General features: G+C 51.9%; 16 protein-coding genes and 1 tRNA gene. 8 read left to right on the top strand and 9 right to left on the bottom strand.

What is annotated here, in order from left to right:
* Window positions 1-249: 249 nt before the first annotated feature.
* The 6 genes from FYJ85_RS22305 to FYJ85_RS22280 all read left to right on the top strand — a co-directional run bounded on the left by FYJ85_RS22305 (window position 250) and on the right by FYJ85_RS22280 (window position 5380).
* Window positions 250-1122 (top strand): helix-turn-helix domain-containing protein, encoded by an 873-nt coding sequence (locus FYJ85_RS22305; protein ID WP_154420897.1) that lies wholly within the window; start codon window positions 250-252, stop codon window positions 1120-1122.
* A gap of 397 nt (window positions 1123-1519) precedes the next feature.
* Window positions 1520-2902, top strand: a complete 1383-nt coding sequence (locus FYJ85_RS22300; protein ID WP_154420896.1) for a beta clamp domain-containing protein — start codon at window positions 1520-1522, stop codon at window positions 2900-2902.
* 82 nt (window positions 2903-2984) lie between these two features.
* The gene (locus tag FYJ85_RS22295; RefSeq protein ID WP_154420895.1) at window positions 2985-3416 is read left to right on the top strand and encodes a hypothetical protein; all 432 of its coding nucleotides are present in this window, start codon (window positions 2985-2987) and stop codon (window positions 3414-3416) included.
* On the top strand, window positions 3416-4219 hold the full coding sequence (locus FYJ85_RS22290; protein ID WP_206213408.1) for a PD-(D/E)XK nuclease family protein: 804 nt from the start codon (window positions 3416-3418) through the stop codon (window positions 4217-4219). The genes FYJ85_RS22295 and FYJ85_RS22290 overlap by 1 nt, the downstream gene beginning before the upstream one ends.
* Before the next feature lie 16 nt (window positions 4220-4235).
* A complete protein-coding gene (locus tag FYJ85_RS22285; RefSeq protein WP_206213407.1) occupies window positions 4236-4952 on the top strand; it encodes a DUF932 domain-containing protein in 717 nt (238 codons plus the stop codon).
* Window positions 4953-5068: 116 nt separating this feature from the next.
* On the top strand, window positions 5069-5380 hold the full coding sequence (locus FYJ85_RS22280) for a hypothetical protein (protein ID WP_154420892.1): 312 nt from the start codon (window positions 5069-5071) through the stop codon (window positions 5378-5380).
* A gap of 65 nt (window positions 5381-5445) precedes the next feature.
* Here the strand turns inward: FYJ85_RS22280 and FYJ85_RS22275 are convergent, their stop codons facing one another.
* The 4 genes from FYJ85_RS22275 to FYJ85_RS22260 form a co-directional block, all read right to left on the bottom strand.
* Window positions 5446-5868: a putative toxin-antitoxin system toxin component, PIN family gene (locus FYJ85_RS22275; protein ID WP_154420891.1), complete on the bottom strand. Its 423-nt coding sequence runs from the start codon at window positions 5866-5868 to the stop codon at window positions 5446-5448.
* Window positions 5846-6148 carry a type II toxin-antitoxin system RelB/DinJ family antitoxin gene (locus FYJ85_RS22270; RefSeq protein ID WP_154420898.1) on the bottom strand — a complete coding sequence of 101 codons (303 nt, stop codon included), beginning with the start codon at window positions 6146-6148 and terminating at the stop codon, window positions 5846-5848. Before FYJ85_RS22270 ends, FYJ85_RS22275 begins: the two co-directional genes overlap by 23 nt.
* A gap of 244 nt (window positions 6149-6392) precedes the next feature.
* Complete coding sequence (locus FYJ85_RS22265) at window positions 6393-7049, bottom strand: hypothetical protein (RefSeq protein WP_154420890.1); 657 nt, start codon at window positions 7047-7049, stop codon at window positions 6393-6395.
* A gap of 212 nt (window positions 7050-7261) precedes the next feature.
* Window positions 7262-7873, bottom strand: coding sequence for a YagK/YfjJ domain-containing protein (locus tag FYJ85_RS22260; protein WP_154420889.1), 612 nt, complete (start codon window positions 7871-7873; stop codon window positions 7262-7264).
* 449 nt (window positions 7874-8322) lie between these two features.
* Between FYJ85_RS22260 and FYJ85_RS22255 the strand changes: the two genes are divergently transcribed.
* On the top strand, window positions 8323-8661 hold the full coding sequence (locus tag FYJ85_RS22255) for a helix-turn-helix transcriptional regulator (protein WP_154420888.1): 339 nt from the start codon (window positions 8323-8325) through the stop codon (window positions 8659-8661).
* A 616-nt stretch (window positions 8662-9277) separates the two neighbouring features.
* On the opposite strand, the gene FYJ85_RS22250 is transcribed toward FYJ85_RS22255, so the two are convergent.
* The 3 genes from FYJ85_RS22250 to FYJ85_RS22240 form a co-directional block, all read right to left on the bottom strand.
* Window positions 9278-10576 (bottom strand): tyrosine-type recombinase/integrase, encoded by a 1299-nt coding sequence (locus FYJ85_RS22250; RefSeq protein WP_154420887.1) that lies wholly within the window; start codon window positions 10574-10576, stop codon window positions 9278-9280.
* A 110-nt stretch (window positions 10577-10686) separates the two neighbouring features.
* Window positions 10687-10762: transfer RNA gene (locus tag FYJ85_RS22245), tRNA-Arg, on the bottom strand.
* Window positions 10763-10899: 137 nt separating this feature from the next.
* Entirely contained in the window at window positions 10900-12699 is a 1800-nt protein-coding gene (locus FYJ85_RS22240; protein ID WP_154420886.1) for a hypothetical protein, read from the bottom strand.
* Window positions 12700-12740: 41 nt separating this feature from the next.
* Between FYJ85_RS22240 and FYJ85_RS22235 the strand changes: the two genes are divergently transcribed.
* A complete protein-coding gene (locus FYJ85_RS22235; RefSeq protein ID WP_154420885.1) occupies window positions 12741-13661 on the top strand; it encodes an aminoglycoside phosphotransferase family protein in 921 nt (306 codons plus the stop codon).
* On the opposite strand, the gene FYJ85_RS22230 is transcribed toward FYJ85_RS22235, so the two are convergent.
* Complete coding sequence (locus FYJ85_RS22230; protein ID WP_154420884.1) at window positions 13636-14196, bottom strand: SecDF P1 head subdomain-containing protein; 561 nt, start codon at window positions 14194-14196, stop codon at window positions 13636-13638. The two genes, FYJ85_RS22235 and FYJ85_RS22230, sit on opposite strands and share 26 nt — an antisense overlap.
* A gap of 49 nt (window positions 14197-14245) precedes the next feature.
* The gene (locus FYJ85_RS22225) at window positions 14246-14794 is read right to left on the bottom strand and encodes a GrpB family protein (protein WP_154420883.1); all 549 of its coding nucleotides are present in this window, start codon (window positions 14792-14794) and stop codon (window positions 14246-14248) included.
* Window positions 14795-15083: the final 289 nt, after the last annotated feature.

Here is a 15083-nt window from a genome sequence, read left to right as displayed (position 1 = left end):
TTGCCATCGTTTCTCCTATCGGGTTGAGTCCATTCGTTATGTTGTATTCTCATGTAATATACTGCAACCCAAGAGGTTTGCCTCTGTTTTAACTTTAATTTTACCTGTTATTTCACGGATTTAGGTAACTCTTATACCTCAAGACAATCTTGAAGGGGGCATATACTTTTTTCTAATCATTTTTTTGAAAAAAATTGGATAAATTTTATATTATAACTATAATTATACTGCAAAGCAAGGAATTTGCAAATGGATAAAAAACAAACAAATGATGACAAAAAACCAATCAAGGTTTTTCAAAACGGCACACAGCATCGTCTAGTCGGCAAGATGCCGGATTTCTGTTGCAAATATGGCTTATGGATTATTAATGCATCAGAGCAATACCGAGAATTCGACAGCGGTTATTACTGGAAGTGTCCGATTCGTCAGTTTGAATTTTATTCTATCTCACACTTGATCGGGGGTAGTGGACGGCTTTGGCTTCAAGAGTCCGGGGAGCAGAATTTACGCATAGGTGAATTGGTCATAATAACTCCAGGAACAAGCAACAAGTATGGCGGTCTCGAACTGCCATATATTGAAGATTCCATTCGTTTTTGTGGTCCCTTGGCAGACATGATGACAGCCGCCGGAATCATCACATCGGGAGCTTTTATGTTGGGGACGACTCGTGTCCTATTACCTATTATAAGGCAAGCCAATAATCCCGCTCGTGACGTACAAATTCGCGCTAATCTCATGTTACAAAATCTATTGACCGAACTTCATCTTAAAAAACGTGAGAGTTTGTACAAAAATAAAGTAGAAGATCTGATTAATTTGATCCAAAACGATTTACAGCATTGGTGGACGGTCGAGGAACTTGCGGAACAGGCTTCAATTTCCACTGAAAGTCTTCGGAAACGGTTTCTTGAGTATACCGGTATGCTCCCTAAAGCGTATATCGAAGAAAGCAAATTGCGAGGTTGTTGCGAACTCTTAATCTCCTCGAATTTGTCTATTCGAGAAGTTGCGAAGCGCTTTGGTTATTCTGATCCCTACCATTTCAGCCGCAGATTTAAGATTCGCATGGGCGTTTCTCCGGAAATTTATCGGCAACAATATGTGTATGCCCAGTGAGCCCCATGGAGAGGGGGATATTGGCGGTGGAGCTTTGGAAAAAATAGAGCTAGTGTAGCGTCTCCTAAATAATATATGTTGCTGTCTTTCCTTTAAGACCTGCCTTGCGCGATTGATTTTTTCAAGAATCTTATGTCCATCAGCTCTCCATACGTAGCGTTTCGGTGAAGAGTTTCTTTCTTCCATATAAGCTTGAAGAGCATCATTGAGCTCGCTCAAATGAGTGAAGCTGCCATGCTTGACAACGTCCATATGGACATCTCTGAAAAAACGTTCAATAATGTTAGTCAGTGTATTTCATTCCAATTTCACGTATATATAACCACGTGACAGCAGGCTGAAGAGATCAGTCTGAACCTTATCAACGGCCCTTCCGGTCTTTCGGGATCGGAGGGGCTTGTTATTTTCAACATCACGGAGGTTGTGTATGAAGATTGAAGTGAACAAAAATGAATTGGAAAGAGCGTTGATCGCGCTCGGGAAACTGATCAGTCGGATGTCTCCGGTTTCGGAGCATAAATCTCTGCTGATCGAATGCAGGGATGGCAAAGTCTGTTTCAGCACCCGTTCTCCGTCTGAACAGATGACGTTCCGGACGGTGTGTGCTGGTGAAGTCGAGTTCCGCTGTATTGTGGGATTCGATGAGTTCCGGGATGCAGTTCGCGGATACCGGAACAAGGTGCTGGAGATCGAAGACAACGAAGGAACTCTGCGAGTTGGGGAAAGAACTCTGTTTCCGATGTCCGGTGTGGAGTGGCGGGTTCCCGGTGAGGGTGAACACTGCTCTGTCAGCGAGTTGCCGAAGGACTTTGTCGCTTTGTTTGCTGCGGCATCTCCGCTTGTGGACCGGAACAATCCGCGCAAGGTCTTGCAGGGGATCAATCTCTGTCGGGAGGGGATCACTGCGACCAACGGCAAGGAGCTGCTGAATATCTACGTTCCGCTGAATGTGGATGACTTCACGATACCGCTTCCGCTGGCTCTGATGCAGACTAAAACAACGGAATCCGGTATGCTCTGCACGTGGACGGACAGAACCGGGAAGATGTGCCGCATCGAAACGGAACACTGGGTCTGGCATGCGGAAGGTTTGGAGGGGAACTATCCGAACTGGAAACAGGTCATCCCCTCACAGAAGGCGTTAATCCGTTCGGTATCGTTCCTGCCGGAGCGCGGTCAGCAGCTTGAAATCTTCCTCAAGAACGTGCCCGATCAGCCTCCACATAATCCTGTGGAGTTGTATCAGAGCGATGATCCGGGGTATCTGAACATTCTCGCTGGCGAAATGCACACCAGCATAGCGGCGGAGTTCATCGGCAACTGGAACGATGTTTCGATCAAACTCAATAAGCACGTGCTTCTTCGGCTGTTGTCGGAGGGGCATACGAAGATTGAGGCAGGTGACGGACATTTCCCGATCCTTGCAACCGGAGGAACTGGACGCTATATCACGATACCGTTATATCAACCGAAAACTCAAGAACCCAAACCCATTCAAACTCAAATGGAGGAACCCAAAATGGAAAACAATGAAATGAGAGTCGTGTCCGCCCCTGTGCAGACGGTCGTTCGTAACCCGGAACCTATTCCCGAAACGGTTGATCCGATGGAGGAGCTGAATCACGGCATCGACGAACTGCGCGGCAGGCTCAAACTGCTGCTCGATGAAACCGGCGTCCTGACCCGCAAGGTCAAGGAGGCAGTGCTCAGACAGAAGCAGAAGGAGCGGGATTTCATCCTCGCCAAACGCGCCATCGAACGGATCAAGATGGCGATCTGACCATATCCGACAGAAGAAACACACAACCGAAGGGACGGAGGCCTGACCGCTTCCGTCCCTTCTTATTTATGGAGGTGAAACTATGTTGAAACTCAATGCGTCGTATTCGAAGAAGGTTCCGGCCGGAGAGGAATATTCCAGCCAGAGCTATCATGCTTCAGTCGAAGTGGAACTGCCGGACGGGTTGTCCGGCGAGGCTCTTCAGGCTCGTATTCACGAAACGTTCGATCTGGTACGTAATTCTGTCGAAGCGGAATTGCACGGAAAAACTTCCGCGAATTACGGCGGTCGTCCGGCTGCCGGAGCGCCGCGAAACGGTTCTCAACGCAGCAGGTCAGGAGCACGTCAGAATGAGGCTCCGGCAAGCCCGAAACAACTTTCGTATCTGCTCGACCTCGCCCGGCAGCGTGGTATCACTCCGCAGCAGATCGCGGCCCGTTTTCAGGTGCCGGACATCCAGCATCTGACCCGGCAGCAGTGTTCGGATCAGATCGACGAATGGAGGGCGGCGTAATGGCGACGATAGACGAACTGCGGCAGGAACCGCACTGGTCGTATTCGGCACTGAATACGTACCTCAACATCTGTCAGGCGCAATTCATGTACCGCTACGTGGATCAGGCCGAGGTCGAACGGACTTCGGTCTGCTTTCCGTTCGGCAAGGCGTTTCATGCGGCCTTGACCGCTCAGGCGTGGGAGTGCATGATGGGCGGTTCGCTGACCCGCGATGAAATTGTTGACCGGTTTGAAGAGGCGTTCAAAATCGAAGCCGAAGCGACGCCGAACCTGATCTACAAGGAGGGCGAGAACTTCGACACGGTGATCGATCTCGCAACGAAGATGCTGGATGCGGCACTGGCGAACTGGTCGGATTACTACACGATCAAGGGCATTGCGCAGGCGTTCAGGATCGACGTTCCCGGTTTGGACAAGCCCCTGATCGGTGAGTTTGACCTTATCGTTCAGGACGGGCGGGATGCCTGTATCGTGGACTGGAAAACCTCCGCGAGCCGCTGGCCTGCCGGGAAAGCCGACCGCGATCTTCAGGCGACGGTCTTTTCGTATGCCTATGAGAAACAGAACGGCACGGCTCCGCTCTTTCGGTTCGATGTCATCACCAAGACCAAGAATCCGGGTTGTGAATCGCACTATACCAGTCGCGGATTCCACGACTTCCGGCGTTTCGAGGTGTTGGCGAACCGGGCGCAGTACGCGATCAACAAAGGCGTGTTCCTGCCCAATGAAACATCGTTCGCCTGTAGCGAGTGTCCGTATCGGGATCGTTGCGGGCAGTGGCATTTAAAAAGATGGAGGTGAAATCATGGGACTGATGATGAGTGAAGGCAAGTTTGTCGGACGCGACGAAATTGCACTGGTTTCGACACCCGCGGCTACCGCGAGCTGGAAGCCGGTGCCGCATGTCGAAGTAATCGACGCTGTTACCGACGTGGTCAGAGCGCACAACTGGCAGATTCTCGACGAACAGTACGGCCTGGCCCGTGACGGTCAGCGGATGTTCGGCGTGATCCGGATCAACCGGACTTCAAGCTCGGAGTGGTCACGTTGCATCGGTATCCGTAACAGTCATGACCGCACGATTGCGGTTGGTCTATCAGCGGGGATCAGTGTCCACGTGTGTAGTAACTTGTGCTTCGGAGGAAGTACGGTTCTGAAGCGTCGGCATACCTCCCGGATCGAACTGAACGGTCTGGTTCTGGAAGCCGTGAACGCTCTGGAACTGGAGTTTTTAACCTTGGAAAATGTAGCAGAGGAGTTGAAAATCGATGAACTCAATGATGATGAAGTTCGTGCTTCGCTGGTGGTGGCGGCGGAACATCAGGCGATTCCATCGTGCGATATTCTGACCGTCTGGAAGGAATTCAAACATCCCCGGCATGAGGAGTTTGCCGAACCGACCCGGTGGAGCCTGTTGAACGCCTTCACCGAAACCGCCAAGAAGTACAGTCCCGCCCGCGCCGACCAGTGCTACCGCAGTCTGACCCGACTGTTCGGACTGGACGGCAAACCGGCGGAACTCTGGAAAAGATAGTCCACGGCGCTCTGCCCTGGTACGCCCTCCGGAAAAAATGGTGCGATTTCCGGAGTATCATGCACCCCGGCGGCTTCGGTCGCCGGTTTTATCACTTGAAAGAAGGAATCGTGATTATGGCAAAAGTCTTTTGTCCCAATTGTGCTTCGATTGCAAACCCGCTTCATCGGGCCTGCACGGTTGGAACCGCAACCGGGATTACAGCAGGAGGTGCAACGGTAATCGTCGGCATGGTTCGCGGCGCCCGTGCGGGAAGTGCGTTGGGAGTTGCCGGCACTGCCATCGGTGCGGCTGCCGGAGCCGTGTTGAATCTCCTCTGGGGAATCACTTCCGGGGGACTGATCGGCGCTCAGGCGGGCAAATTGATCGATGAAAATGTAATCGGTCTGTACCGCTGTCCGAAATGTCATCTGCGATTCAAGGCGTAGATGGCTGAAAACTCAGAGATACGCAGTAACGATGCGTGTCTCTTTTTTCGATTCATACCGGAATATCAGATTTCCGCAAGCATTTCCACAATTTCAATAAAACGTGCCGGAGTAACAATAAACATTTCCGGCGGGAAATGTTTGATATTGCCTGTTACAAGATAAGTATTATCCGTACCGGATTCTAATACAACTTCATAAAACGGCACATCTTTTTCGTCTGGAAGTATAACGCCGGTTTCTGTGACCTGAAGCAGTTTTCCGCAGTTACGCAGTTCTGTTAAAAATGTATCTACAAGTTCCGGAGTAAATCCAAATTTTTTTCTGCGCAACACATCTCCATATTCAGCGAGAATGAGTTCACTGAACACCGGAATAACCGTTCCATCAAACAGGTGATTCACAACTTTGACGGTTGCTGAATTTTCATGTTTTGCCAGCAATGCCGAAACCAGAACATTGGTATCAATCACTGCATAACATTTCATTTTTGCCTCTGGCACGGTCTATTTCAGAGTTGATTTCAGATAGAGACATTCCCTGAACACCATTGGCTTTCGCTTGTTTGCGTAGAGCTTGAAACGCGTTCGCCCCGGCTGTTTTGCCGGTGGCAAGCGAGATTTCAAATGGAATCCGTTTCTCGCGAATGACCGTTCTTGCAAAAATATTGATTGCAACGGAAGTATTCAAGCCGAGCTGGGCGCAAATTTTGTCCAGTTCATTCTTCACATCGCTTTCCATGCGAACGCTGAATGTTGATATTGCCATCATGCACCTCTTGTGTTATTATTTATCATAAATATAACACAACGTGTTCCATTTTCAAGTCGTAAATCAGGAAACTGATAACTCTGTATCGGTTCGCAAATGCTCGTACCTGGCCTATGGGCCTATGTTTTGCAATAGATGCACCGTAGAGCAGGAACTCCTTTAAAAGCCAGTCGAAGCGATCTCATTCCCTTGCTATGGCGGGAAGAAAATCGCTTCATTTTGCAGAATGTTATCAGATGGATCATTCATCGAATCTGGAATTGCGGAACGGATACCTGGTCAGGTCGATCAATTTCCGGAATTGTTCACGAGTGCGTATCCGGTCCTTTAATTTCGGAACGATATTAAGACGACGCCAGTCTTCGTCACTGAATTTGTCAAGGCACGGGCAATCCGGCAGCAGGTCGGCGGAGCTGTACAGGAGGCTCCACCACATCGGTTTCGTGAACTGCTCCTGACAGGGGCAGTGAGTCCAAAGCCGCGGATTATGCTTGACGACCCAGAACCAGTCGCCAACTGTGAAGTCGTGCGTATCAATATCTGCGCTGAAATAACTGTCACTCGCCAGTAATCCGCTCCGTATAGCGGGGTGATCTGGTATTTCGCAATAATGGAGCAAAGTCGGCTGGTGCCGTAACAGGCGTTGCCATTGGGGAGGAGTGAAATCTTTCCAGCAGGAACAGCGCCATGCAAAAGGAAGTTGTTTTTCAAGGACGACAACCCAGTCGGCAGGAGTGAACTCCGCAAACGGACAAAACTCCTGAAGTTCCGGATGTCGTGAGATAATGCGCGCCCATTGGGTCGGGGATAAGGGCGCTGAAACGGATGCTTCTTCCGGCGTAAAAGCGGCACAGTTCCATTCCAGGTCGAGAAATGTGTTCAATTCTGCATTGGTCATGATTTTACCTCGTTGGGAGTATTGTGAATAAAACGACAGGAGGATGCCTGTCATAATATTGTTGTTCCAAAAATAAAACGAACTTTGGGGATGTCCGGCCGGTGCGTTTTACCGCACACGAGCCGGTAATCTAAATTTTATCATCATCATCCGGACTCCGCCGGACTCTCATATCATAGGAAGCGTGCTGTATTTTTTTACAGCCGTTTCAATCATGCCTTCGGTATCTGCGTAAATCCGAACATCCGACATCCCTCCGGTGTCTTCTCTTTTTCATTCACTTTCGCGGCATAACTCATCCAGTGAGAGGCATTATGCAGTTGCTCCTCCGCATCCGAACCATGACGGCGAATCCGTATGCCGGTATTGTTGTCCGCCCGTTCCTGCGGAGGGCAATACCGTACATAATTGGATTCAGGGGATGCGTCAATCTCACGGGACCAGATCTCATTGAAGAATCCGGCCACCCGCTGAACATGCTGTACTTTATTGCCATCACAGATCGGATAGCAGTGATAATGCGGTTGATCGGAATTACGTTGTTCCCGCGCCCAGACAAGCTGGGCGTCGATCCCCTCTCGCTTCAACTTCATCCGGCATTTGCGTATCGCATTGGAAATATGCCGATTGTCATTTTGGGTTTCCATTTCAGGCGGGAAACGGAACTCCAAATGCCCCACAAATACCTGGCTGTGTTTCTCGGTCATATATCGCAATCGTTTTTGAATCTCGGTGGTTGCTTCACGATAAACGGGATGCTCCGGATCGGCATTCACGGATAAATTGTTTAACCGGCTTTCCGTATGATGGTGTCTTTTCGGCATGGTTTCTTCCTTTGATTAAATTCCTGTTGAATATGTTATGGTTGATTTCTGTTCAGTAATTGTTCTCATGATGGATTCGAACAATCATCAGAAATCAACTTCCGGGAATATGGATTTTATTTATTCTGGGTATCATCTGAGTGTGGAAATCAAATACTGCTATTTCCGAGTTGGATGTTGTTTTGTTATTTCTACGTTGGATGTTACTTTGCTTTCGCTTTGCTATTTCTACGTTGGATGTTACTTTGCTTTCGCTTCGCTACTTCTAATAACCGAACTGGAGATGGCTGCCTGCAGCTCGCATTTCCACGGCTTTTCATAAGGCGACTGTCGGTAATGCAGAATTGAGGGAGTTTTACAGTTAGGGAATCGTATAAGATAATGCTGGGCCAAAGGTAAAAAATATTCGCAGACCGCAATCGTATGCGCTCAAAAGGAGGGGCGCATACATGGATCAGAATCCCATCCGCTATCAGACCGTCCGCTTCATCGGAAAATTACTTCATCCACTGACTGAATCCAATCTGATTACGATTCCGGAATACCGGGAAATCATCGCTCAGCTCAAACATCTGGCTGACAAAGGAACTCCGTTGCCGACGGTAATTCCTAAATTGGTTGACCAGACCGAAGCCGCAACCATGCTCGGTATCAGTCTCGCCAACTTTAAACGGCTTGAGCGGGAAGGCTATTTCCCATTCAAGCGGAAGATGGTCGGCACCAGCGTCAGATATCGCAACACTGATTTAACACGATACATTTTATCCCACGACGATATGGAAGAATAATTATGAAGGTCCGGCGGGGAGAGAACTTCCCGCCGGACCTTTAAATTGTTGTCTACCCGATTTTGAGGTGAACCCAAATAGTCAGCAATTCTGCCAAGCATATCCAATGAAATTCATGCCGGTTTCGCCTCCAATCAGCTCTCCCTGCACTCCTGTCTTGCGGCTCGGATCGATGATATTTATTGCAGTCCAAACACAGCAATACCGTATTGAAACTTTGCCTTTTCCATATTCTTGAAATATCTGTATTGGGGGGTAATACTGCACTGATAGCTTACCCGAAGTAAAATATTTCTCGACGGTTTAACATTTCAAATTTCAAATTCCACATCGAGAGCAACAGATGGATGACAACTTATATCAGAACGTGACATTTAAGTAAAATGATATAAAACTTAATTATTTAAACCATGATTGTCTTATTCAACGAATCGGCATATGGTCAAATGAAACTTTCAAATTTGAAACTGGGACTTTACGCTCAGAATCTCAAAATCATCGTTTCAAATTCTCCACTTGCAGACTCATTTCAGGGGTGAAACGCCTCAAAAAGAAAGCCCCCAGTTTCATTTTCTGGAGGCTCAGTCTTAATCAATAAACTATTATAAATAAGTATTTATGCTTTCAGAACGTGCCGGACACGGTTCAAAATTTCCTCGGCAGGAACATCGGGAGTATCGAGCAACTTCAATGCTTCTTCGATCCGCTGGCGGTCGGATTTGGCCGTGATGGAAGCCACCGCCGCAATCGCTTCCATTTGAGCCTCCTCGCCGATATGAACGTAGTATTTATCTGCAATATCGGAATCGGTGCCGAGGATTGAAAGCAATACGGCTTTCGGCACACCCGCTTCGGCACAATGACTGGCAAAGCTGTGGCGCAGGGAATGAAAGCCGTAGACCGTAGCCTTCTTCTTGCGGCCCGGTACCTCCACAGATGGCTCCAACCCGATCCAGCGGATCACCCGGAGAATGTCCAAGCCGACTTTATTGCAGCCGACATCTTTGCCGCTGGCGTCTTTCTGTTTATAGCGAGCCGCACAGTTCGGACAGATATATTCATCACACTTCCATGCCCACGCTTCCCGAAGCACCGTCAATAGCTGATCGGCGATTGGAATCGTGACTTCTTTTCCGGTCTTGAATTGCTTGACCCAGATGCGCCGCCGTTCAAGATCAACCTTATGCCATTGCAGCAGAACGCAATCTTTCAGCCGCTGGCCAGTAAACATCCCCAGATGATAGATGACCCGGATTTCCGGCTTGTTCTTCACTTTGTGCGTAGAATCGGCCAGTACGTCCAGCAATGCCTGTTCCTGCTCGCGAGTAAAGGCAAGACGGCGTGTATTGTGTTCCTGCTCTTCGCGGTCTTTACGCCACAGGACGGGCGATTGGAACGGGGAACCGTCGGGACAATACTCAACAAGCGTAGAAAAGATTTTCCGCAACCGTTTGATCTTGCGGTTGTGCGTATCAACGGCCAGTTGACGTTCCCGGAGCTTTTGCGCATAGGCATCGGCGAGTTCCGGCGTCACTTCGTGAAGATATTGGCAGCCTTTCGGAAGAGACTTCAGGAAATCTCTCCAGTCAGCTTCATAGGCGAGACGTTCGTTAACAGTTGCAGGAGTGGCACGATTCGGGTGTTTTGCGTAAACATTCCACGCTTCAGTAAGCAACAATACGTTTGCCGGCTTAATCAGATTGCGCGCGTGAGCAACATGTGCCGAAACGACTTCCATGCTGGTCGCTTTCAGAACCGGAAGCAGCTCTTTGACTTTCCGCATCGCTTCTTCCTGATTCTTGGTTTTCAGGCTGATCGACTTGCGTTCACCGTTGATCTGATAACGATAATGATATGTCCCGTTCGGTTTCTGGTAGATGGTGCCGACGTCCTGCTTCATGACTTTCCTCGCCATTGCCCTCTTTCCTCATAACTATCCTTGTGAGCTAAAATAACACTGATTTCGAGGATTGAAAGGAAAGGACGGCACAAAACGGCACAAAATTTTATATTCTGAGGTAAAATTGGTACCCGGGAGAGGAATCGAACCTCCGACGCAGGGTTTAGGAAACCCTCGCTCTATCCACTGAGCTACCCAGGCTTGTTGTGTGGTATATACAATAGTCCGATTCGGAGAAAAATCAATCCTTTCAGGAGAAATTCGGGAGTTTTTTCGTAGTTCTTTCCCCGTAAACAACTCCCGCACCACTTCGGACAGCAGTACCGAAACAGCGGCTTTCAATTTATCCCGTCTCCCACCGAAACGGAGAGCCGGACGCTGAACGTTTCTGCGTTCTTCCCCGGCGGGCCGAATGCAGTCAGGGTATAGGAGGATTCGTCCCGCTCATAGCGGACCGGAAGAGCATCCATGCGGCTGAGCGGCGGCGACTCGAGAAACTCCGGGACGAGCGTTTCAAGCGTCTCCGGCAGCGTGCCGTACTTCCGGCGGAAGCGTTCGATCGCGAATGCCGTATCGGTCAGAAGCTTATGATTTTCGATCCAGGCCTGTTTCCGATGTATCCCGTCGAGGCCGGGAAGCAGCATGCCGGAGAGCAGATACTTGTTGCGCAACGCCTCCGCGTCGTCGAAACAGGCCATCTGATAACGCCCGTTGCCGGTCGTGAATGACGGCATGCTCCGATAGAGATTGAGCTGACGACCGAGGAATTTCAGGCCGAACAGAAAATCCCGCCTGACCCAGATCGAATACTCCAACGGAAAACAGCGCCGCAATAACAGCGGAAACCTGAATTGTTTTGAAACCTGACCCGGTTCGGCTGCGCTCCGGACATACGTGCAGCAGTCAAGAAAACCGGTTGCTTCATCCGCCACTGCCTCGGCGAGCGCGGAACTCCACTCTTCGCCCTGTCCGGGCAGACGGATCAAATCATCATCGGTCAGCGTTCCGGCCGCCAGCGGAAAACACAAGGCTTCGAGACGCATCGACTCGACTGCCATGCCGACCAGTTTCGCAAGCAGAAAGGCATCCTTCCGACACCAGGCGCGGATACGCCGCAAATCGTCATTACATTTCAGGACCTTTTCCCGTTCCGTCCCGGCGGCGGCCATTTCCACGCAGAGATATCGCGCCGCATCCCGAAACGCATTCAATTCCGGAATGCGGACCGACGCGAGCAGATCGCCCTCCCGAACATGCCGCACCCGCTGCGGTTCCAGCTCCAGAAATGCAGCAAGGGCCCGGAGGTAATCCGGATGGGCTCGGCGGAAACGTTCCAGTTCCCCGGTACGCGCTTCCGGCGCGGCCTGATGCAATCGCGCCAGCTCCTGCTGCGGGCTGGTCCGGATCAGACCGTCAAGCACGGGATCGGAGAGCGGAATTCCCTCCGCTTCGCGCCGCCGGAAGCTCTCCACATCGGCCGGATAACCAGCCAGAGACGAAATCTCCGCCCAGGCCTCCCGGATCTCCCGGTCGAGACGGACCTCCTGAAAATGAAGTCCCCCGACATACAAAAAGAAGATCAGCAGCGGCAGCAGGGCAGTCGGGCGAAAACGGCGTCCGTCCCGGAAACAGATCAGCGAACCGGTAAACAGAAGGCTTCCGGCCAGCGTCGCATACCAGACCGGACAGGAATTTACCGGCAGCATTCCGAGCAAAGCGAAGTAGAAGAAAGAGAGCAAAACACCGCCAACCGCACAAAAGAGCGCGGCGGCACGCCGTTCCTGCCGGAACAGGCACGGCGCCGCGACAAGCATGCCGAGGCGGTAGAATATTCCCATGACACCAGCCCCTTCCCGATACCAGCCGACTTTGCGGAAACAGCGCCGCGCCATGCCGGAACAGGCGTACCCGAACACTGCGGCGCCATATCCCCAGACAGTCAAACCGACTGCCGCGCCGTTCACGAGAAGCCATTCCCACGGAATCGAACCGAGCAGCGGAAGAGCGGCAAAGAAAAAAATACCGGCAGGCAGAGTTTCGGCCAGCAGCAGCCAGCCGAAGCCGAACACCGCCGCGTTGCGGGGCGAGCGGCGCAGGAAGAGCCGGCAGCAGAACCGTTTCCATCTGTAATGTTTCATTTTCATTTGCCTTTCGGCGCCTGACGGGCTATGTTTCCCTCATGCACGAACTTTTTCCATATGCACTTGACGGCTGGGCGTCGTGGAGCCGGGTGTTCTGTTCGCCCGAATGCTTCACGCCGCTTGCCCGCTGTCTGTTTGAGCGCGAACATCTGCCGTTCACTGCGCTGGAGCCCTGCCGCCCCGGAACCAATGCCGTGTTCCGTTCCGGTGCATATATCGTCAAAATCTACGCTCCGGCCGAAGCGGGAGTGGATTTCCGGACCGACTTCGAAACCGAGCTGTCCGGACTTCACAATGCCGCGCAAAACGGCATCCCGGTTCCCGAAGTCGTTGCGGCGGGAGCCATTGAAGACCGCCGGCTCTTCCGCTACCTCATCCTGCGCCGGATCGAGGGCGTTCCGTTCGGAGATATCCGCGACTCGCTCGGCATCCGGGAAAAACGGAATGCGGCGCGCGAAATCCGCTCGTTCGTCGATCGGCTCCACGCCCTGCCGCCGCCGGAGGGAAAACCGGAGGTACTGAGCGCCGCCCGCGCCAACGAGCGCTGGCGCCTCTTTCCGGAACCGTTCCGACGCGAACATGCGGACTATCTTGCGAATCTCCCCGCCCTTCCCCGTCGGTTCGTTCACGGCGACCTGACCGCCGACAACGTGCTGATGACGCCGGAGCGGAAGCTTTTCCTCATCGACTTCGCAGACGCCGTCGCCGCGCCGCCGGAATACGAACTGCCGCCGATCGTCTGCGACCTGTTTGCATTCGAGCCGCCGCTTCTTGAAGCATTTTTCGATCAACAATCCGCCGAAGAGCTTGCCGGGCAATGCGTCCGGGGGCTCCTGCTGCATGATTTCGGCGCGAACATCATTCAGGATGCCCTCAGCGACCCCGCTGCGTTCCCCGGAATCGGAGTCCTCCGGAAACGGCTGACCGAAAAATTCATTTCGGTCTTTTCCCCAGGTTGATCCGGCAGGCGAGAATTTCCGCCTCCTCCCGGCTGAACTCTCCCGTAACGGTCATTTGCGGCCCGTCGATCTGATCGTTGATCATCGGAGCGGAGAGCAATCGGCCGTCCACCACAATGGCGAGCTGCCGCCCGACATTCTCTTTCGTCAGTTCGGCAAACCGCTCGCTCCCAGTTTCCGTCATCGTCAGGGAGAGCACATAAGACCGTTTAAAGGGAATATCTGCCATGCTGCAAAACTGCATGGGTGCTGCATAAGCTGAGGCAATCGCGGATTCATCCAGCAACACCTGTTTTTCCACCAGATACCGGTGCGAACCGGAAGTCAAAAATTCCGCTTCTTCCGGCACATCCGCATACGCCTCCGGCCGGTTGCCCGCAGCGAGAAATGCTTCGTATCCGGCGACCCGCTTCGCGTTCTCTTTATGGACCAGCCTGAATTCCAGTTTTGCCGGACTCATCGAAATTTGCGGAATTTCGGCAAATGACGCGATGAAAGCCAGAACAGAAGCCGCAACGCATACCAACATTTTCATGGTCAGCTCACCCTCCTTACTGTTGACGGACAGGAACGCCCCCAGGTTCTTACTCATCACGTAGATTGTCCGCGCGGATCTTCGCCACCGAATCGGAGTCGATTCCGGCAGCGAGCAGGAATTCGCCGATCAGGTCGGTCTTTCCCCGGCAATATGCGTCGATATCGTCCGGAAAACGTTCGGCGAGCTTGAACTTCAGCGCCGCGTAACGCGCAGCCTCATCCGGACGGCTCCGCAGATAATTGCGCAGCTTCAGGTGATTTTCAAGTGCCGGAGTCCCCGGACGGCAGACATACAGATTGTGCGCGAACGCAAAGCGCGGCGAACGCGTGAACGCCTCGCGGCCCGGAATCCCGAGGTCGCCGCGATGCGCGAAGCCGAGCGTTCCGAGCCGCCGGACGACTTCGCCGAAACGTTCCCACTGCGGCAGGATGATGTCGATGTCAATCACCGGCTTGGCGGCCAGTCCCGGCACCGACGTGCTGCCGACATGCTCGACCGCGACGTCGATTCCGGCCAGCGCTTCGACCGCCGCACGGCGCAGTTCCTCGAAAAAACGCGGCCATTCGGATTGATAGGAGATAACTTCGATCTTCATTTTTTCGTGTCAGAAATACTGGATTTTTTCTGTTTCCCGCGATATACTTTACCATAATTCCGAATTCCGGCAAAAGCAAGGAGCATGGTATATCAATATCATCGAAATATTAACAATGTCTTTCTCGAAGGTGTGAGTACGGCGGAGCCGCACGGAACACCGGAGACGGGCACGACACGCAGTGTCGGGCATGGTCTTTTGAGACGGGCACGACACGCAGTGTCGGGCATGGTCTTTTGAGACGGGCACGACACGCAGTGTCGGGCATGGTCTTTTGAGACGGGCACGA

Origin of the sequence: Victivallis lenta, from assembly GCF_009695545.1 — a bacterium.
Taxonomy (GTDB): Bacteria; Verrucomicrobiota; Lentisphaeria; order Victivallales; family Victivallaceae; genus Victivallis; species Victivallis lenta.
Note: the sequence above shows the minus strand (reverse complement) of the source record. Positions and strands in the feature narration are given on the sequence as shown.